Annotated in this window: 14 protein-coding genes and 2 tRNA genes; 5 read left to right on the forward strand and 11 right to left on the reverse strand. The window is 63.7% G+C overall.

The genetic code is table 11. The annotated features are described in order from the left end of the window. Window positions 1–70: 70 nt before the first annotated feature. A complete protein-coding gene (gene glyS, locus RQH62_RS15785; protein ID WP_311269688.1) occupies window positions 71–2,482 on the forward strand; it encodes a glycine--tRNA ligase subunit beta in 2,412 nt (803 codons plus the stop codon). Window positions 2,483–2,621: 139 nt separating this feature from the next. Next, window positions 2,622–5,321, forward strand: a complete 2,700-nt coding sequence (gene ppdK / locus RQH62_RS15790) for a pyruvate, phosphate dikinase (RefSeq protein ID WP_311269689.1) — start codon at window positions 2,622–2,624, stop codon at window positions 5,319–5,321. A gap of 53 nt (window positions 5,322–5,374) precedes the next feature. Here ppdK and RQH62_RS15795 read toward each other — a convergent pair whose 3' ends face one another. Further along, window positions 5,375–5,851 (reverse strand): hypothetical protein, encoded by a 477-nt coding sequence (locus tag RQH62_RS15795; protein ID WP_311269723.1) that lies wholly within the window; start codon window positions 5,849–5,851, stop codon window positions 5,375–5,377. A gap of 126 nt (window positions 5,852–5,977) precedes the next feature. Between RQH62_RS15795 and RQH62_RS15800 the strand changes: the two genes are divergently transcribed. Both RQH62_RS15800 and RQH62_RS15805 read left to right on the forward strand, forming a co-directional pair. Further along, window positions 5,978–6,054: transfer RNA gene (locus RQH62_RS15800), tRNA-Arg, on the forward strand. Window positions 6,055–6,109: 55 nt separating this feature from the next. Continuing rightward, a tRNA-Arg gene (locus RQH62_RS15805) sits at window positions 6,110–6,186 on the forward strand. Window positions 6,187–6,242: 56 nt separating this feature from the next. Here the strand turns inward: RQH62_RS15805 and RQH62_RS15810 are convergent. From RQH62_RS15810 to RQH62_RS15855, 10 genes are all read right to left on the reverse strand, one after another. Next, window positions 6,243–7,694, reverse strand: coding sequence for a cobyric acid synthase (locus RQH62_RS15810; RefSeq protein WP_311269690.1), 1,452 nt, complete (start codon window positions 7,692–7,694; stop codon window positions 6,243–6,245). 40 nt (window positions 7,695–7,734) lie between these two features. Beyond that, entirely contained in the window at window positions 7,735–9,360 is a 1,626-nt protein-coding gene (locus RQH62_RS15815) for a pilus assembly protein TadG-related protein (protein ID WP_311269691.1), read from the reverse strand. Further along, entirely contained in the window at window positions 9,357–9,800 is a 444-nt protein-coding gene (locus RQH62_RS15820) for a TadE/TadG family type IV pilus assembly protein (RefSeq protein WP_311269692.1), read from the reverse strand. Before RQH62_RS15820 ends, RQH62_RS15815 begins: the two co-directional genes overlap by 4 nt. Window positions 9,801–9,970: 170 nt before the next feature. After that, entirely contained in the window at window positions 9,971–10,846 is an 876-nt protein-coding gene (locus RQH62_RS15825; protein WP_311269693.1) for a PAS domain-containing protein, read from the reverse strand. Window positions 10,847–10,955: 109 nt separating this feature from the next. Continuing rightward, window positions 10,956–11,171, reverse strand: coding sequence for a hypothetical protein (locus tag RQH62_RS15830; protein WP_184264730.1), 216 nt, complete (start codon window positions 11,169–11,171; stop codon window positions 10,956–10,958). Between the two features lie 25 nt (window positions 11,172–11,196). Continuing rightward, a complete protein-coding gene (locus tag RQH62_RS15835) occupies window positions 11,197–12,459 on the reverse strand; it encodes an N-succinylarginine dihydrolase (protein WP_311269694.1) in 1,263 nt (420 codons plus the stop codon). Further along, the gene (locus tag RQH62_RS15840; protein ID WP_311269695.1) at window positions 12,456–13,475 is read right to left on the reverse strand and encodes an arginine N-succinyltransferase; all 1,020 of its coding nucleotides are present in this window, start codon (window positions 13,473–13,475) and stop codon (window positions 12,456–12,458) included. The genes RQH62_RS15835 and RQH62_RS15840 overlap by 4 nt, the downstream gene beginning before the upstream one ends. Beyond that, entirely contained in the window at window positions 13,472–14,716 is a 1,245-nt protein-coding gene (locus tag RQH62_RS15845) for a hydrolase (RefSeq protein ID WP_311269696.1), read from the reverse strand. The genes RQH62_RS15840 and RQH62_RS15845 overlap by 4 nt, the downstream gene beginning before the upstream one ends. Before the next feature lie 59 nt (window positions 14,717–14,775). Further along, a complete protein-coding gene (locus RQH62_RS15850) occupies window positions 14,776–15,684 on the reverse strand; it encodes a DUF481 domain-containing protein (protein ID WP_311269697.1) in 909 nt (302 codons plus the stop codon). Between the two features lie 53 nt (window positions 15,685–15,737). Further along, entirely contained in the window at window positions 15,738–16,223 is a 486-nt protein-coding gene (locus tag RQH62_RS15855; protein WP_311269698.1) for an RNA pyrophosphohydrolase, read from the reverse strand. Window positions 16,224–16,443: 220 nt separating this feature from the next. Here RQH62_RS15855 and RQH62_RS15860 point away from each other — a divergent pair, with 220 nt between their 5' ends. Continuing rightward, the gene (locus tag RQH62_RS15860) at window positions 16,444–17,820 is read left to right on the forward strand and encodes a deoxyribodipyrimidine photo-lyase (RefSeq protein ID WP_311269699.1); all 1,377 of its coding nucleotides are present in this window, start codon (window positions 16,444–16,446) and stop codon (window positions 17,818–17,820) included. Window positions 17,821–17,823: the final 3 nt, after the last annotated feature.

The raw sequence follows: 17,823 nt of genomic DNA on the forward strand, positions 1-17,823 counted from the left end.
CACGCACGCAACGCTTCCTCCTCTCGCGCCCTTCGACAGGCTCAGGGCGAACGGATTATGGTATTGACCCATGACTGACTTCCTCCTTGAAATTCGCTGCGAAGAAATTCCGGCGCGGATGCAGTTGAAGGCCTCCGACGACCTCGCCCGCCTCTTTGCCGAAGAACTGGCCAAGGCCGGCCTGAAGCCCGCGTCGATCGACAGTTTCGTGACGCCGCGCCGTCTGGCGCTGATCGCGCGCGACCTGCCGCTGGAAACCGCCGCAGTCAGCGAAGAATTTAAAGGCCCGCGCACCAGCGCCCCGGCACAGGCGCTGGACGGCTTCCTGCGCAAGACCGGCCTGACGCAGGACCAGTTGGAAGATCGCGACGGCGTGTGGTTCGCCGTGGTGAACAAGCCCGGCCGCGCGACCGCCGATGTGCTGGCCGAAGCCGTGCCCGCCGTCATCCGCGCTTTCCCATGGCCCAAGTCGATGCGCTGGGGCGCGGCCAGCCAGACGACCGAAAGCCTGCGCTGGGTCCGCCCGCTCAAGGGCATCGTCGCGATCCTGGGCGAAGAGCTGGTCGATATCGAGATTGAGGGCGTGCGGTCCGGCTATGCTACGCTCGGCCATCGCTTCCACCATGTGGGCGAAATCACCATCGGCGGCGCGCATGACTATGTCGAGAAGCTGCGCGCTTGTCATGTGATCGCCAGCCATCAGGAGCGGCAGGCGATCATCGCGGCGAAGGCCGACGAGGCCGCCGCCGCGCACGGTTACAGCGTGATCGAGGATAAGGGCCTGATCGCGGAAAATGCGGGGCTGACGGAATGGCCGGTGCCGCTGCTGGGCGATTTCGACCCGGCCTTCCTTGAGGTGCCGCCTGAAGTCATTCAGCTAACCCTGCGGATCAACCAGAAATATTTCGTGCTGCGTGACGCGGCAGGCAAGCTGGCGCCGGCCTTTATCTGCACGGCCAATATCGAGGCGAAGGATGGCGGCGCGGCGATCATCGCCGGCAACCGCAAGGTGCTGGCCGCGCGCCTGAGCGACGCCCGCTTCTTCTGGGAGCAGGATCGCAAGACGCCGCTGGCCGAGCAGGCGAAGAAGCTGACGCGCATCACTTTCCACGAGAAGCTGGGCACGGTTGCGGACAAGGTGGAGCGGGTGGCCAAGCTGGCCCGCTGGCTGGTGGAAGAGGGGATCGTTACCTCTAATCCCGTCATCCCAGCGAAAGCTGGGATCTCTCTTCCTTCTTCCGGCGCTCAAGGCAGTGAGATGCCAGCCTTCGCTGGCATGACGAAGAAAGAGTTGGCCGACTTCGCCGAACAGGCCGCCCGTCTGGCCAAGGCCGACCTCGTCACCGAAATGGTCGGCGAATTCCCCGAATTGCAGGGCGTGATGGGCGGCTATTATGCCCGCGCCGAAGGCCTGCCCGATGCGGTGGCCGACGCGATCCGCGACCATTACAAGCCTGTCGGGCAGGGCGATGATGTGCCGACGGCGCCGGTTACGGTGGCGGTGAGTTTGGCGGATAAGCTGGATAGTTTGTTTGCCTTCTTTAGTATTGAAGAAGGGCCGACAGGATCACGCGATCCATTTGCTCTTCGTCGGCAAGCGCTTGGTATTCTGGCAATAATTTTTGACAACGGACTTCGTCTGCGCTTCGTGCAAGTTTTTGAAGCGCTTGGTGTCATTTATCATGAGCAATTTGTTAAAGCCATGGGGATGGACATCCCAGGCCTAACCGAAGAACTCGACGCGTATCTTTACTTGGGTTTGAAAAAAGACCGAGCCGCTTTTGAAGCATTAGATCGCATGTACGAAACCGCTAAAGAGACATATCTGGCCTCATTGCCAGAAATGCCCACGGCTGCGGATGATGCAGAAAATAGATTCAATCAAGAGCGACGCTTGGGAGCGATGTTCCGGAGTTATGCTGGGTGGCATAAATGGTTTGCAGATTGGGATGATGTTAAGTCAGTCATCCCAGCGTCTATTTCTTTCGCGGGCGACCGTCTCAAGGTCCAGCAGAAGGAAGCCGGCGTTCGGCACGACCTGATTGACGCGGTGTTTGCGCTCGGTGGCGAGGACGACCTCGTCCGCCTGCTCGCCCGCGTGAAGGCGCTTCAGTCCTTCGTCGCGACCGATGACGGCGCTAACCTGCTCGCCGGGTACAAGCGTGCCGCCAATATCCTCAAGAAGGAAGGCGTCGAAACCGTCGAAGCGATTTCGCTGTCCTACACGCCCGAACAGGCCGAAGCCGACCTGCTTGCCGCGCTCGATGCGGCGGAACCGCGGGCGGCGCAGGCGGTCGCGGCCGAGGATTTCGAGGGTGCCATGGCCGCGCTCGCGACGCTCCGCACGCCGATCGATGCCTTCTTTGAAACTGTCACGGTCAACGACGCCGATCCGGCGAAGCGCACGACTCGTCTCGCGCTGCTGGCGCGGGTGCGTGCTGCGGTGCACAACGTCGCGGACTTTTCGAAAATTACGGGATAAGGAAATTAAATTCCGAAACGAGTGGGAAATATGCGAAGTTAAGCGCGTTATTTCCTATTCTATTCTATCATAGGTCGCTATTTGCGACATTATTATTGCATCGCACAACACGGCAATCAGTGCAGGGAGAGCCGGTACCATGGTTACGACGGAAGAGGCCATCATGAACAGCACCGCGACGCGCTATGTCTATCGTTTCGGCGGCGGCGTCGATGATGGTGGGCAGGGTGATCGCAACTTGCTGGGTGGCAAGGGCGCCAATCTGGACGGCATGGCCGCGATCGGCCTGCCGGTGCCGCCGGGCTTCACCATCACCACGGAAATGTGCACCCGCTATTATGTCGATGGCGGCAAATATCCCGAAAGCCTGAACGCCGAAGTCGCGAACGGCATCGCCCATATCGAGGGCATCACCGGCAAGACGTTCGGCAATGCTGCCGATCCGCTGCTGGTGTCGGTCCGTTCGGGCGCCCGCGCGTCGATGCCGGGTATGATGGACACCGTCCTGAACCTCGGCCTGAACGACGAAACCGTGGTCGGGCTGGCCGCGACGTCAGGTGACGAGCGGTTTGCCTGGGACAGCTATCGCCGCTTCATCCAGATGTATTCGGACGTTGTGCTGGAACTGGATCATGGCGCGTTCGAGGAAGCGCTCGAAATCGCAAAGGAAGATAATGGCTATACGCTCGATACCGAGCTGACGGCCGACGACTGGAAGGCGCTGGTCGCCGAATATAAGGCGCTTGTTGCAAAGCTGTGGAACAAGCCTTTCCCGCAGGATGTGCATGACCAGCTGTGGGGCGCGATCTCGGCCGTGTTCGGATCGTGGCAGTCGGAGCGCGCGAAGGTCTATCGCCGCCTGAACAATATCCCCGGCGAATGGGGCACCGCCGTCAACGTACAGGCGATGGTGTTCGGCAATATGGGCGAAACGTCGGCCACCGGCGTTGCCTTCACGCGCGATCCGTCGACCGGCGAGAATGCCTATTATGGCGAATATCTGATCAATGCGCAGGGTGAGGACGTCGTCGCCGGCATCCGCACGCCGCAATATCTGACCAAGGCGGCGCGCGAGCGGGCCGGGGCCAAGCCGCTGTCGATGGAAGAGGCGATGCCGGAAACCTATGCCGAACTGGCAGGGGTCTTCGAAATCCTAGAAACCCATTATCGCGACATGCAGGACATCGAATTCACGGTGCAGCAGGGCAAGCTGTGGATGCTGCAAACCCGTTCGGGCAAGCGCACCGCCAAGGCCGCGCTGAAGATGGCCGTGGACATGGCGAGCGAAGGGCTGATCACCGAGGAAGAGGCCGTTGCCCGCGTCGATCCCGCCGCGCTCGACCAGCTTCTCCACCCGACGCTGGACCCCAGCGCGCCGCGCGATGTGCTGACCAAGGGCCTGCCGGCCTCGCCGGGTGCTGCATCGGGCCTGATCGTGTTCGACGCCGACACGGCCGAGCGTCGCAACGAACTGGGTGATGCGGTCATCCTGGTCCGCGTCGAAACCAGCCCTGAAGATATTCACGGCATGCACGCGGCCAAGGGCATCCTGACCGCGCGTGGCGGCATGACCAGCCACGCCGCCGTTGTGGCGCGCGGCATGGGTCGCCCCTGCGTGTCCGGCGCGGGTGGCCTGTCGATCGACAATGCCAACAAAGTATTGAAGATCGGTGGCCGCGAGTTGAAGGAAGGGGATATCCTGACCATCGACGGGTCGACCGGCGAAGTCATGGCCGGCGAAGTGCCGACCGTGCAGCCCGAACTGGCCGGCGATTTCGGCACGCTGATGGTGTGGGCCGACAAGGTTCGTCGCCTGAAGGTGCGCGCCAACGCCGAAACGCCGCAGGACTGCAAGGTCGCGCGCGAATTCGGCGCGGAAGGTGTGGGCCTGTGCCGCACCGAACATATGTTCTTCGACGCGGCGCGCATCACTGCCGTGCGTGAAATGATCCTGGCCGACAGCGAGAAGGGCCGCCGTATCGCGCTCGACAAGCTGCTGCCCGAACAGCGGGACGATTTCGCCCAGATATTCATGGTGATGGCCGGCCTGCCCGTGACCATCCGCCTGCTCGATCCGCCGCTGCACGAATTCCTGCCGCATGGCGAAGCGGAGTTCGAGGAAGTGGCGAAGGCCGCCGGCGTCAGCGTTGACACGCTCAAGCGCCGGGCGTCGGAACTGCATGAATTCAACCCGATGCTGGGTCATCGCGGCTGCCGCCTTGGCGTCACCTATCCCGAAATCTACGAGATGCAGGCTCGCGCGATCTTCGAAGCGGCCCTGATCGTCAAGCAGCGTTCGGGCGACGCGCCGATCCCCGAAGTCATGATCCCGCTGGTCGCTACCCGCAAGGAACTGGAGCTAATGAAGGCGATCGTCGATCGCGTCGCGGCCGAAGTGTTCGAGGAGCAGGGCAGCAGCGTCGATTATCTGGTCGGCACCATGATCGAACTGCCGCGCGCGGCGCTAAAGGCTGGCGAGATCGCCGAAGTCGGCGAATTTTTCTCCTTCGGCACCAACGACCTGACGCAGACGACGATCGGCATCAGTCGCGACGATGCCGGCCGTTTCCTGACGCAATATGTGGACAAGGGCATCTTCGCCCGCGATCCCTTCGTCAGCATTGACGTTGAAGGCGTGGGCGAACTGATCGAACTGGCGGCGGAACGGGGTCGCAAGACCCGTCCGGGCATCAAGCTCGGCATTTGCGGCGAGCATGGTGGCGACCCGGCCTCGATCGCCTTCTGCGAGCAGACCGGCCTCGATTATGTCTCGGCATCGCCCTACCGCGTGCCGATCGCCCGACTGGCGGCGGCGCAGGCCGCGCTCGCGAAGAAATGATATGAAAAGGGCGGGGCATCAAACCCCGCCCTTTTTCGTTGTGGCTATGCGTATTAGCCGAACAGGCCGCGCTTGCGGCCATGCGCCAGATCATCGGCCTGCTTGCGCCAATCCTCATGGGTGATGGTGCCAGGCTTCAGGCCCAGCCGAGCCTCCAGCGTGGCTTCCTGCTCGGCATTGAGTGCGGCGATCTGGCTGTAACGATGATAGCCGGCCTCGTTCAGGGCGACCTCCTGCGTCTGGCTGACGCCGCTGATGCGGCTCAGATCGTCGCGGCCATGTACCGCGCCCGCAACCGCTGTCGCCGTGCCCGCGCCGATCGGGCCGGCCGACTGTCGCTCCAGCTCCGCAATGCGGGCATTGGACGCCTCGATGCGTGCATCACGATCCTTGATCGCCTGCCGATGGGCAATCTGCTCGTCACGCCACAGCCGGCGATATTTGCCGCGACCGCTCATCATCAGGCCCAGCAGCCAGCCGATCACCAGTGCAATCAGCAGCAGCGCCGCCTCGTTCAGATTGAAGCTCATCATCGAATCCTCCTGACCGCATCAACGAAAAACGGGGGTTAAAAGTTGCCGGGCCATAAAAGTGCAAGAAAGGGAAAAAAGGGGCTTGCCCAATCTGCTAAGCGCTTCTATCTGCGCCTCTCCAACGCACCCGTAGCTCAGCTGGATAGAGCATCAGACTACGAATCTGAGGGTCGGACGTTCGAATCGTTCCGGGTGCACCATTGGAAACATCTTGATAGGTCAGGGCTTCAAGCCTTTGCCTTTGCAGAGAAAAGTGCACCCGTAGCTCAGCTGGATAGAGCATCAGACTACGAATCTGAGGGTCGGACGTTCGAATCGTTCCGGGTGCACCATTCTCCCTTTGGAGGGATGAAAGATCAGGCGGCGAGAGCCGCCTTTTTCTTTGCTCTCACGCCATTGCCAGCGCGATCATCGCGTCGATATCGACATGCGTTTCGAGCAGCGCGGCAATCTCGTCCAGTGCGTCCTCGACCGACCGGTCATAGTCTGCCCCCGACGATTCGCTACCCAACCGCCGCAGCAAGGCATCGCGCAGGGCGGTGCTGCCCAGCAGACCGTGGACATAGCTGCCCATTACCCGGCCATCCCGACTGATCGCGCCATCCGGTCGTGTGCCATCCAGCAGCGCGAAGGGGCGTTCGCAATCTGGACCGGTCGTGACGCCCAAGTGCATTTCATAGCCGCTGAAAGCGGCGTCCAGCGCGCAACCCCGCACCTGTTCCAGCGTCTTGCCCGCTGTCAGGCGGGTTTCGATGTCGAGCAGGCCCAGGCCCGCGACCGATCCCGCCGGTCCCTCCAGCCCGTCCGGGTCGGCGATGGTCCGCCCCAGCATCTGATAGCCACCACACAGGCCCAGCACGGCGCCACCGCGCCGGTGATGGGCACGAATGTCGATATCCCATCCTTGTGCCACCAGCGCGTGCATATCGGCGATCGTTGCTTTCGATCCCGGCAGGATCACCAGCGCGGCGTCACCGGGCAGGGGCTGGCCGGGGCCGATCATGCGCAGGTCGATGCCCGGCTCCAGTTTCAGCGGATCGAGATCGTCGAAATTGGAAATGCGCGGCAGGACCGGGCAGGCGACGACGAGCGGCGCGGCGGCGGAGAAACTGCGCCGTTCCAATATGACTGCATCCTCGCTCGGCAGGCGGGCGACGGCACTCAGCCATGGCACCACGCCAAAGCCGCGCCAGCCCGACAGGGTTTCGATCTGGCGATAACCATCCTCGAACAGGGCCGGATCGCCGCGAAACTTGTTGATCAGGAAGCCCCGGATCATCGCGGCGTCGTCCGGGTCGATCACCGTGCGGGTGCCGACTACCGCCGCGATCACGCCGCCCCGGTCGATATCACCGACCAGAATGACGGGGACGCCGGCAGCGCGGGCAAAGCCCATATTGGCGATGTCGCCGCCGCGCAGATTGATTTCGGCGGGCGATCCTGCACCTTCGACCACAACGATGTCGCACTGAGCGCGAAGCCGCTCGTAGCTTTCCAGCACGGCGCCCAGCAGTTCACCGCGCGCGCTGCGGAAATTGCCGGAGCCCAGCGCGCCGCGCACCTGCCCATGGACGATCAATTGCGACGTGCGATCGGCTTGCGGTTTCAGTAGCACCGGGTTCATGTCTGTATGCGGCGTCACGCCGCAGGCGATGGCCTGCAAGGCCTGCGCTCGGCCGATCTCGCCCCCGTCGCTGGTGACGGCGGCGTTGTTCGACATATTCTGCGGCTTGAACGGGCGGACACTATAGCCCCGGCGCAGCAGCGCGCGGCATAGCCCCGCCACCAGCACCGATTTGCCGACGTCCGATCCGGTTCCCTGCAACATGATAGCGCCCATAGATTGCTCCTGAAGGCGGAGCGGCGCGATAGCAAGAGGATCAGGCGACGACGGCCGCCATGCCGCAGCGGCGCTGATGCACGCGCACCTCCGCCGATCCCACCCGGACGCCCAGCGTGGCGGTGACGCTGTTGATGATGCCGTCCAGCAAAGGCGCGGTGGTGCCCAGCACGGTGCCGACCAGCGGGCTGAGCGGGCTGTTGCTGACGGTCAGGCCCAGCAGCGACACCTGAACCTGCGTCTGCCCCGTCAGGCTGGCGGCGATGCCCTGGGTCAGATCCTGCGTGCTGACGGTCTTGGCTTGCTGCGCGCTGATTTCGGCGGGCGAGAAATGGACATTATGGGTCTGCGTGCCGCCCAGGCCGATATGGGCATAGCCGGTGACCCGTGTGCCCAGCGCTTGCGCCAGCAGTGCAGCACGCGGATTGGCCGGGACGGAGAAGTTGGTGAGCGCGTTCAAGTCTATATCGCCCAGTGCCACAGAACCGACCGACGGCGTGACCGCCAGCGTGACGCCGCCATTGTCGCCGCACTGGATGTCGGACAGGCGTGCTTCGGCCGCGGCCAGTTCGATATAGAGGGGGATGCGCACCGATGCGATGCCCGACAGGGCGGTGGCGACCGTGCTTTCCAGATAGATACGCGTCTGGGCGGTACGCAGGACCACATCGCGCTTGGCGGTAACGCTGATCAGCGGGGAGCGGGCCTGGCCTTCACCCGTTACCAGCATCAGCCGTGTGCTGGTAAGGCCCGGCACGGCGACGCGCAGGTCCATGGGGATGCTGGTGCCCGATGGCGGGCTGAGTACCATGCGCAGCATCGAAAAGGCATCCACCAAGATATTGGGCTGGCCGCTGGCGCTGGCGGCGCCGCGCATCGGCCCAAGATCGATGATGTCGCTCAGCCGCACGGACCGGCCGGGTATGCGGCTCGCCAGTGCCAGCAGCGTGTGGGCGGCGGCGCTATTGCCGGCATTGTCGGCCATCGCGCCCAGCAGGTCGGAAAGAGGGATTTCCCGGTCGAACAGCGCGCCATAGGCTTCGTCGTCTCGCCCGGTCCGCACACGCAGGGCATCAGCAACGCCCAACAGGTCGAGATTGGCGCTGACCAGACCATTATAGTCCATCACCGACAGGTTGAGTTCTGTCCCTGCCAGATTGGACAACAGCATGTTGGGCAAGCCGCCGCTCAGCGATGCAAGACCGGTGCCGAGGGAGAAGGCAGCGGCATCGGAGCGCGCGGCGGTGGCGCGAGCGCTCAGGTCTATGCCGTCGCGCCCGACCAACAGCCGGCCGAAGAAGAGCGGCGTGCGACGGCGCAGTTCGACCCGCATCGCGCCGCCGGCGGGGTCATTGGCGCGGAAACGCTGCTCCACTGGCACGGCGGGATCGGCGGCATAGCTGCCGGTGTCGAGGGTAGCGAGGGTAACGCCGCTGACGCCGCTCTGGCCGATCAATTGTTCTGCGGCGCTGCGCCCGCTTGTCGCGGCGGCGAGGGCGGCGGCATCCGCCACGCCCTGCAACTGGCGCCGGGCGAGGTAGACGGAGCCGAGATCGACGGCCACGGTTGCTGCACCGGCCAGCATGAAAAGCGATCCGGCGAGGATTAGCGTCACGCCGCCGCGCCGATCGCGCGCCAGCGCCCGAGCGAGGCAAAGGCGGGTCATTGGCTGCTGATCCGCACGATTGCGCTGCGTTCCAGCGTGCTGCCGGGTAGCGGCACAGGGATGGCGGCGAACAGTGGGGCGTTGGCCAGATTATAGCGCAATGTGACCCTGTAATAGCCGCTGCTTTCACCGGTGTTGACGCCGATCGTCTGAGCCGCAGGTGCAGGGAAAGCCGCGCGGGCGGCAAGGATGCTCTGGTCGACAAGAGTGCGGCGCTCGGTCGTGGTCAGTCCGGCGACTGAAGCGCGGGCGGCGTCATTGGCCGCCTGTTGCAGGCTGTGGGCGGTCATGAACCAGCTGCCATAGCCCAATAGGCCCATCAGCAGCAGCATCAGCAGCCGCAGGGCGAAGGCCGCCTCGATCAGGCTGCTGCCGGCCTGATGGTGGAGGAGCCGGGTCAGCAGCCGGCGCGGTCGGGCAAGGATGCTTTCGTAGGTCATGAGAGCGATGATAGGACGCGCTGTTCAAGATCGGGTTTGCCCAGCGCCCGCCGGGTTTGATGGATTTTACACAGGCTGGCGGCTGCATATCGCGCCTGGAAGGGCAGTTTCGCGCAAAGCTTGCGTCGAACCGGCGCACTCCGTCCGATATGGACGCTGTTATCGGCAAATCAGGGCGCGGTGACGACGATCACGGCGCCTTCCGTGCCGTAAATGCCGTGCAGGCGGGCGATGGCGGCATCGACCGGCGCGACGGCGCCCTCATTGGTCAGCAATTGCGTCGCGAAGCGCATGTCGCCTTCACCGCGCAATACCCGCTCCAGCCGCTCGCGGAAAAGCGGACGGGCGGGCAGTTCGACCAGATCGGCGACCGGCACATCGGCCAGCCGATCGGCGCTGAGGCCCACCATGGCGCAGAAGCTGTCGTTCACCACATCGATGAAGCCGCGCATCGACACGCGGACATAGCCCACGCCGCCATGCACCCCCATCGCCTTGAGGATCGCCGATTTGACGTCGGCCAGCCGGTGGCGCTGCATGTCGGCGGTAATGTCCCGCAGCAGCAGCGCCACGCCGCCGGCAAAGGGAAAGGTCTGGACATGCAGCCAGACGTCATCGCGGAAGGGCGAGGGGATATCGGCTGCGCTGGCCTCGCCGGAGGACAGGCTGTGGCGGATATGCGCCTCCGTCAAGGTGCCGGCCAATTCGGGGAAGGCATCCCATAGCGAATGTCCCTCCAGATGCCGGTCCCAGCGCTTGGCCATGGCCAGCGCGACGCCGTTCACATAATCGATGTTGAGGTCAGGGCCGCATAGGACCAGCCCCTGATGGATGCGCGCCGCCAACTCGAAGGTGCGGTCGGGCGCTGGCGCGTCTTCGTCCCCCAGCGCCATCGTCTGGAACCGGTCCAGCCCCATGAAGACATGGGTTTCGCGGCCATGATGCGTGACCATCACCGGCTCGCGCGATCCGACCTCCCGCCAATGGGCGAAGTTGCGCACCAGTTCGGCTGCGGGCACGCTGCGCCTGCGACGATCATCGAGCATGTCTCTGTCCCTCCCTTGCCATGGATGGCGGGCAGGATAAGCGAGACTGCGACGATCGGATCGTTCAGTTCGATCCGTTATGGAAGAAGGTGGCAGTTACAGACGGTGGTCACAGGCCGCGCTGATAATCCAGCGCGTCGAGTATCTTGCCGCCTGCCATGAAGACCGCACCCGAACAGGCGAGCGCCAACAGATGGCCGCCTGTGCCGGGATATTGCTGCATATAGACATGACCGCGCTCGGCCGCGCCCAGCGCCAGCGCGTAGATGACCAGGAACGCCTCGAACTTGGTCTTGATGATGAAGAGGCTCTTGATCCGTTCCATGTCATCCCATCCGGCTTGCCCGCCGTCAGGGAGACAAGTCGCCCGACAGCTGCAAATGGTCAACAAGAGTTAACCATGATTGTTCGATGCGGGCAATCAGCCGTGTATCGCTCAAATCCTGCGGTTCGATGGATTCTGGCCAATATTGGGACACGATCTGCGCAATATCGTCCAGCCGTGCTTCGTCGACCAGGAAGCGGGGATCGATGTCGGCGGGATCGGCGACGACGCGCAGGCGCAGGCAGGCCGGGCCACCGCCATTGGCCATGGATTGGCGCACATCGACCGGCACCAGCCGGCGGATCGGGCCGTTGCCGGCTATCATCTGTTCCAGCCATGCCCAGACGGCCGGCGTCTCCTGTGCCTCGGTCGGCAGGATCAGCGCCATGCCGCCGCCATCGGGCAGGGTGACGAGTTGCGCGTTGAACAGATAGGATTTGATCGCATCGGTCAGGCTGACGGCGCTGGCCGGCACCTCGACGATTTCGACGCAGGGCAGCGCGGCGCGCAGGTCGGCATAGAAGGTCGCCTTGTCGGCGAAGGCCTGTTCATGGGTGAAGAGCACATGTTCGTTCGCCACGGCGACGACGTCATTATGGAAGGCACCGGCGGCGATGGCTGCTTCGGACTGTTCCACGAACAGGGTGCGGGCGGGATCGAGGCCATGGTTGCGGGCGATCGCCTTGCTGGCCTCGACATGCTGGCGCGCCGGGAAAGCACCGCCTGACCGGCCGTAGACGAAGACTTCCACGCCAGCCTCGCCATGGCTTCGCGCCAGCCGCATATGGTTGGCGGCGCCCTCGTCTCCGAAGGGGGCGGGGATCGGATCATGTATGGCAAAGGCGCGGCTGTCGGAAAAGGCGATGCGGAGCTGCGCCAGCGTTTGCGGCCATTCATGGCTGCGATGCGGCATGGTGACGAGATTGGCGACGGTCAGGTGGGTGCGTCCGTCCGCCGTGTCGCTGGCCGGGGAGATGGTCGCGGCGTTGGCTGCCCACATGGAGGAGGCCGACATCGCCGCCGCCCTTATATGCGGTTCCGCATTGCCGACGTCCGTGCCCAGCTTTGTCAGCCAGGCGACATCGGGGCGCCATTGCGGCAGGAAGATACCCTGCGTCAGGCCAAGACGGATATTGCCGCGCATCTTTTCCAGCCCTTGCAGCGCTGCTGCGCGGGGATGCGACACCGCACCGGCATTGCGGGCGGAGGCGAGGTTGCCAAGGCTCAGGCCCGCATAATTATGGCTGGGACCGATGATCCCGTCGAAATTGATTTCCCTGACGCTCATGCCCGCCCCGCCATGGTGAAGGAACCGCCGATGTCGAGGCCAAGCCGTGCGGCGCTGGCCGCATCGAGCGATATGTCGCCCTTTTCATCCTGCTGCACGAAGCCCCAGGTGCAGCGATAATCGGCGAGCCGACCGGTCGCGATCAGCATTTTCTCCCCGCCCTTTTCATGGGTGGCGGACAGGGTGACGTCGCGTGCGCCGGCGATGGTCCGCAACTGGTCGATCTGCCCAACCATGGTCGGGCCGCCGTCGAAAATATCGACATAGCCGGCATTGTCGAACCCCTCCGTCTCCAGCATGCGCATCGCCGCGCGGCCGTTGGGATGGGGCAGGCCGATGACGGCGCGGGCGCTGTCGGTCAGCATGGCGGTATAGATGGGCGTCTTGGGCATCAGGTCGGCGATGAACTGGTTGCCGTTCACGGCATTGAATTCGTCCGCTTCCTGAAAATTCATGCCGAAGAAGCGGCCGGCGAGGCCATCCCAGAAGGGCGATCCGCCCGCTTCGTCGATGACGCCACGCAATTCGGCCAGCACCTTGTCGCCGAAGCGGCTGCGATGGGCGCGGATATAGAGATAGCGGCTGCGCGCCAGCAGCAGGCCCAGCCCCTCGGCCCGCTCTCGTGGGTGGAGGAAGAGGCCGCCGACCTCCGCCGATCCTTCCAGATCAGTGGTGAGCGACAGCATTTGCGCGCGGAAGGTGCGACCCAGTTCCCGGCTATGCTGGGTCAGCACGCCCAGGCGGTAGCTGTAAAAGGGCCAGCTTTGCCCCACGGTCGAGAAAATCTGGCAGGTGCCGCGCACCTGCCCCGTCTCGACATTTTCCAGCACCATGACGATCAGTTCGTCCTCGATCCCGTCGCCTTCGCGCGCCAATGCCTTTTCGGTGCGTTCCAGCTTGGCGGCCAGCGACGTGCGGTCGGGCGGCAGGTTGGTGAAGCCGCCCCCGGTCAGCTTGGCCATTTCATAGAGCGTTTGCAGATCGTCCGCGCGCGCGATGCGCATGATGAAGCTCAAGCGGTCATCCCCTCTGTCTGATTATGTCGTGGTATGAATTGCCCCTGCGCGATGCGCCAAAGGGCCAGCGCCGACAGCTGCGCCCGCTCGGGCAGGCTGTCAGTCAGCAGAAATTCGGCGTCGCTATGGATGCTGCCGCCGCGCACGCCCATGGTGTCGACCACCGGCACGCCGCAAGCGGCAATGTTGTTGCCGTCGCACACGCCGCCGGTGTCGCGCCAGCCGATGCTGAGGCCAAGGTCCGCGCCGCATTGGCGAACCAGTCCAAACAGCGCTTGCGCCTTCGCATCCATCGGCTTGGGCGGGCGGCCGAAGCTGCCATGCAGATGCAGGCTGACGTCATGGTCGCGGGCGACATCGGCCATGGCCCGGTCGATCAGGGCGCGGGCGGCGATTTCGTCCGCTGGCGTCCGGGGCCGGAAATTGACCCGAAGCACCGCATGGTCGGGAACGACATTATTCGGGCTACCGCCGTCGATCTTCGCCGGGTTGCAGGAGAAACCTGTCCCGCTGCCAGCCTTCAGCCGCAACGCCAGGTCGGCGGCGGCGAGTAAGGCGTTGCGTCCATCATCGGGATTGCGGCCGGCATGGGCGCTCAGGCCCGTGACGATGATCGAGAAATTGCCGCTCCCCGCCCGCGCGCCGGCCAGCGTGCCATCCGGCAGAGCGGAAGGTTCGTAGGTGAAGGCGGCGAGCTTGCCGGCCGCTGCCGTCCTGAGCAGCGGTGCGGAGGAAGCACTGCCCACTTCCTCGTCGCTGTTGATGATGACGTCATAGCCGAGCGTCGCGATGGCGTCCGTCTGCTCGATCGCGGCCAGTGCCGCCAGCATGACGGCGATCCCGCCCTTCATGTCAGCCACGCCGGGGCCGTTCAATATGCCCGGCTCCAGCCAGCGCTGGTCCTGAAAAGGGTGGTCGACAGGAAAGACCGTGTCCATATGCCCGGTCAGCAGTACCCGGATCGGCGCGCTAGGCCGGACAGACAGGTGGAGATGCCGGCCATGGGCGATCGGCTGGACGCGGCCATCGGGCGTCACGCTTTCGACCGGTGCAGGGTCGATCAGGCGCAGGTCACCGGGCAGGATGGAGAAAGTGCCGGCCAGCACCTCCGCCATGCGGGCGAGGCCGTCCAGATTGCGCGAGCCGCTATTGATCGCCGCCCAGGCCTGCGTCTGCGCCAACATGGGCGCGGCCGCGGCATGGTCGAGCAATAGCCGTTCCTGCGATGAAAAATCCGTCATCCGCTCTGATCTATCAGAGCGTCGGGCGTCTCTCCACCCCCGCAATAAAATTGCGTGGTTCAGAAATCATAGGTTAGGGTCAGGCGGCTCAGCGTATCGAGATCGCGGGTCGTCAACAACGTCTCCGACTCATACTGGATATTATAGGAGAAGGCCGCCGACAGCCGCGTGCTGACCTTGGTTTCGACCGAGGACAGGGCGTTGAGTGTGTAGACGTCGCTTTCGGCATAGCCGGACGCGGTCTGCTTGAACGTCACCGTCGGCGTGGCCCGCCACGCCAGCGCCATCGACCCACGGACACCGAGTTTTGTCTCCCGATCGCCGATCAGATATTTGGCATGACGCACTGACGGACCGATATCGGCGGACAGGTCGACCGGTTTGCTGACGATCAGTTTGTAACCGACGCCGACTGAGGCGGTGTAGCGTTCGTCATAGCCGATGGAGGTGTCGCGTTCGAACTGGGCAAGGCCATAGGCAAAACCGCGCGGGTCGAATTCGTAGCGCGGCTCGTAGCCGGCGAAATAGCGTTCGCGGGAGGTGACACCGTTGGCGCGGCGATAATCGGCGGCGGCAGTCAGTTTGTGCGACCATTGCAGGCCGGCGCGGGTCGCGGTGGCCGATGCGCTGATGCCCAGTTCGCTGGTGGAACCGGTGGAACGGAAGCCGCCGGCTTCAACGCGACCGGTCCACAATTCGTTGAAACGCGCCTCGCGAATCACCGTGTCATGCGTGGCTTTGGTCCGCTCCTTCCAGCTATTGACCATGCGCTGGATTTCGTCGGCGGATGCAGGATTGGTCTGCTTGGCGATCTTAGCAACGGTGGCGATATCTGTCTCGTTACCGTTGGCGATCGCCGCTTCCATCATCTCGCGGACAGAGGGCGGCAGCAGCGGCGATTCGGCCGCACTTGCGAACGAAGGCAGGGCGACGGTCAGCAACGACAGGGGGATCAGGCAGGCACGCATGCCCCCGTCATAACCATCCGACCGCGAATTTTAAGCCTTAATGCGCAAATTCATCATATAAGTGCGCGAAACTCCTGCAATATGTCGCGATACAGCTTGCGCTTGAAGGGGACGATCAGGTCCGGCAGCGTGTCGGGAGCCGTCCAGCGCCATTCCCGAAATTCGGGATGCTTGGTCTGGATATTGACGTCGCTATCTTTGCCGACGAAGCGGGCGAGGAACCAATATTGGCGCTGGCCGCGATATTTGCCGCCCCACAGCTTGCCTACCAGTTCGGGCGGCAGGTCGTAAAAATGCTCGTCCTTCGCGGTAGCGATGATCTCGACCAGATCGCTGCGGATGCCGGTTTCTTCTTCCAGTTCGCGCAGCGCGGCGGCCTTCGGGTCTTCGCCGTCGTCAATGCCACCTTGTGGCATCTGCCAGGCTTCGACGACATTATCGAGCCGCTGGCCGACGAAAACCTTGCCATCCATATTGACGAGCATGATCCCGACGCATGGCCGGTATCCTATGTCCTGTTCGTTCGGCATCGAAGCCATGATTTCCCCAAAAAATATGGTCACGGCGCGTCCCGTCCCCTGAAGGGCCGCCATCCCGCCGCATATCGGCGTCAGGACCAGAATAAGCGCGGCAAGCCTCCGCGTCCACCGGACGAATCATCGAACTGCCGATTTGCGAACAAGCGTTACCGCCAAATCGAAGGCAATATGCCCCAAGGGCCGCTTGGAACCGTGCGCGGCGGGGCGCATTGCCTGTTCCATGTCCGAACCTGTCCTGCTCTGGCTCCGCCAGGATCTCCGCCTGTCCGATCAGGCCGCCCTTGCCGCTGCCGTCAGCGAGGGGCCGGTCATTCCGATCTATGTGTTGGATGATGACAGTCCGCGCGCATGGGCTATGGGTGGCGCTTCCCATTGGTGGTTGCACCATAGTCTGACCCGGCTGGACGAAAGCCTGCGGGAAAAGGGATCACGCCTGATTCTGCGCCGCGGCAAGAGCGTGGATGTGCTGGCGGCACTGGCAAAGGAAGTGGGCGCGTCGCGGGTCCATGCGCTGCATCATTACGAACCCTGGTGGCGCAATGCCGAAAAGGCCGTCGCGAAGATACTGGACCTGTGCCTGCATGATGGCGGCCTGTTGCTGCCGCCCGGCGCAGTGCGGACCGGGGCGGGCGGCATGTATCGGATATACACGCCCTTCGCCCGCGCGGTGATGGAGCATATGCCACCCCCGCCGCCGCATCCGGCGCCCGCGCATATCGCGGCGCCGGCGCAGTGGCCGAAGAGTGATTCGCTGGGGGAGTGGGGATTGCTGCCGGAGAAGCCCAATTGGGCGGAGGGTTTTGCCGCCGACTGGACGCCGGGCGAGAAAGGCGCGCGAGCCAATGTCGCCAATTTTCTGGATGAGGCGGGTGACTATCCGACTGCGCGAAACCTTCCGTCGATCGAGGGGACGTCGCGCCTGTCGCCGCATCTGCATTTTGGGGAAGTGTCCCCCGCCTATGTCTGGCATCGGGTCGAAAGTTCAGGCCATGATGCAACGATCTTCCTCAAGGAATTGATCTGGCGGGATTATGCCCATGTCCAGATTTGCGAGTTGCCGACCTATGGATCGGCCAATGCGCGGTCGGATTTCGATCGGCTGAGTTGGCGCGACCTGCGGGAAGCGGGTGCGGACTTCACCGCGTGGAAGGCAGGGCGTACCGGCTATCCGATCGTGGACGCGGGTATGCGGCAGCTTTGGGCGACGGGTTGGATGCATAACCGCGTGCGCATGATCGCTGCCAGCTTCCTCATCAAGCATCTGCTGATCGACTGGCGCCATGGTGCACGCTGGTTTTGGGATACGCTAGTCGATGCTGATTATGCCAATAACAGCGTCAACTGGCAGTGGGTCGCGGGGAGCGGCGTCGACGCCAATCTGTTCACCCGGATCATGGCGCCGCTGACCCAGTCGGAAAAATTCGATGCGGCCGGCTATATTCGCGAATGGGTGCCGGAACTGGCGGACCTGTCGGATGAGGCTATTCACGATCCCGACGCCCATGATGCACGGCCCGCAGGCTATCCCGCCAAGATCATCGGCCATCGCGAAGGGCGCGAGCGTGCGCTGGAGGCCTATCGCCGCAGCAAGGGGTGATTG

It is taken from the genome of Sphingobium sp. WCS2017Hpa-17, assembly GCF_031843765.1.
GTDB lineage: Bacteria > Pseudomonadota > Alphaproteobacteria > Sphingomonadales > Sphingomonadaceae > Sphingobium.

Excerpts from the sequence above, each read along its gene's own strand:
- glyS (WP_311269688.1), top strand. The coding sequence starts at position 71 with ATGACTGACTTCCTCCTTGAAATTCGCTGCGAAGAAATTCCGGCGCGG.
- RQH62_RS15825 (WP_311269693.1), bottom strand. The coding sequence starts at position 10,846 with ATGCTCGATGATCGTCGCAGGCGCAGCGTGCCCGCAGCCGAACTGGTG.
- RQH62_RS15835 (WP_311269694.1), bottom strand. The coding sequence starts at position 12,459 with ATGAGCGTCAGGGAAATCAATTTCGACGGGATCATCGGTCCCAGCCAT.
- RQH62_RS15815 (WP_311269691.1), bottom strand. The coding sequence starts at position 9,360 with ATGACCCGCCTTTGCCTCGCTCGGGCGCTGGCGCGCGATCGGCGCGGC.
- RQH62_RS15845 (WP_311269696.1), bottom strand. The coding sequence starts at position 14,716 with ATGACGGATTTTTCATCGCAGGAACGGCTATTGCTCGACCATGCCGCG.
- RQH62_RS15820 (WP_311269692.1), bottom strand. The coding sequence starts at position 9,800 with ATGACCTACGAAAGCATCCTTGCCCGACCGCGCCGGCTGCTGACCCGG.
- RQH62_RS15850 (WP_311269697.1), bottom strand. The coding sequence starts at position 15,684 with ATGCGTGCCTGCCTGATCCCCCTGTCGTTGCTGACCGTCGCCCTGCCT.
- RQH62_RS15830 (WP_184264730.1), bottom strand. The coding sequence starts at position 11,171 with ATGGAACGGATCAAGAGCCTCTTCATCATCAAGACCAAGTTCGAGGCG.
- ppdK (WP_311269689.1), top strand. The coding sequence starts at position 2,622 with ATGGTTACGACGGAAGAGGCCATCATGAACAGCACCGCGACGCGCTAT.
- RQH62_RS15795 (WP_311269723.1), bottom strand. The coding sequence starts at position 5,851 with ATGAGCTTCAATCTGAACGAGGCGGCGCTGCTGCTGATTGCACTGGTG.
- RQH62_RS15860 (WP_311269699.1), top strand. The coding sequence starts at position 16,444 with ATGTCCGAACCTGTCCTGCTCTGGCTCCGCCAGGATCTCCGCCTGTCC.
- RQH62_RS15855 (WP_311269698.1), bottom strand. The coding sequence starts at position 16,223 with ATGGCTTCGATGCCGAACGAACAGGACATAGGATACCGGCCATGCGTC.
- RQH62_RS15810 (WP_311269690.1), bottom strand. The coding sequence starts at position 7,694 with ATGGGCGCTATCATGTTGCAGGGAACCGGATCGGACGTCGGCAAATCG.